At 43.6% G+C, this 1,103-nt stretch carries 2 protein-coding genes; both read right to left on the minus strand.

Annotation, left to right across the window (positions count from 1 at the left end; genetic code table 11):
- On the minus strand, positions 1–116 hold a 116-nt coding region (locus AND4_RS19815), incomplete at its 3' end, for a trigger factor (protein ID WP_009844663.1).
- Positions 117–699: 583 nt separating this feature from the next.
- On the minus strand, positions 700–1,103 hold a 404-nt coding region (locus tag AND4_RS19245), incomplete at its 5' end, for a protein adenylyltransferase SelO family protein (protein WP_186004065.1).

Raw genomic sequence — 1,103 nt, forward strand, 5'->3', positions numbered from 1 at the left:
CGGTTTTTAGCGATGTTGCGTAGTTCAGCTGTCACAGCGTCTTCGATGTTTGCAGCTGGAACAGTAATGTTTAGACGGCGCTCTAGGCCCTCTAGTGTTTCAACAGTAACTTGCATTATATATAAACCTCTAAAGTGGCTCGGTCTTCCCGAGCGTATGAGCGAGACTCGGTGAGTTCACGCTTCATCCTTGTGTAGTGTTCTGTCCGAACACCTAAGTTAAAACCGAGTATCGATGCTGAAAACCAGCACCAGACTAATCAGTGATATCTTCAGCAGATGCAAAAGGTATCTCCTATTAGCCTCAGGACAGAATTTTAGACGCAACATTCTAGCGAGCTGTCGCAATCCTGTCGAGCCAATAGCCACTATGTGGACATTGTCTGCGCTAAATTCTCGAAAGCAGGCTCAATTTTCACGAAAAAATACTCATTGAGCATCGCTTCAACTTAGCCAGCATATCTAGAATGGGGACAATAGCGACTTTTTCAAGAGAATCGACCGCTTTTTTTCTTGAAAAGGTTAAAAAGAGATCTTGCTCGGGTTTTATCTCATAGTGTTGGAAACGAATTTTCAATGTATTATTACAAAAAACCAACGTTTTCTTACTTATTAAAAACAAGATAAACAGAGCGCAAAAGATACGTTCCACTCATCTCAGTGAACTTTGGGTAGAAATCGATTCATTAAAATAACACGGTTACGATGAGCAGCTGATTTCCATTTTCTTACCCCACTCAGGGGGTAACTTGGCGTAATCATCCTGCTCTGGCTGTTCATCAAATGGCCGCTTTAATAGCTCAGCGAGCCGGTTGACTTCACTAAAATCCCCCTCCTCAGCTTTATCAATGGCAAGTTGAGCAAGGTAATTGCGTAAGATGTACTTTGGGTTGACTTGACGCATACGCTCACAGCGTTGCTGCACGGTCACTGGCTTGCCCTGCTCATCTATTTCTAACTCACATCGGGCAAGATACAAATCCAGCCACGCGTTTGCTGCTTCTCGGTCAATGAACAGATCAGTGACGGCCTGGGGCGATTTAACATCTAAGTTGGACAACTCACGAAAAAAGCAGGGATAGTCTGCTTTGTTTTGATTCAACA

This window comes from Vibrio sp. AND4 (assembly GCF_000171815.1).
Taxonomy (GTDB): Bacteria; Pseudomonadota; Gammaproteobacteria; order Enterobacterales; family Vibrionaceae; genus Vibrio.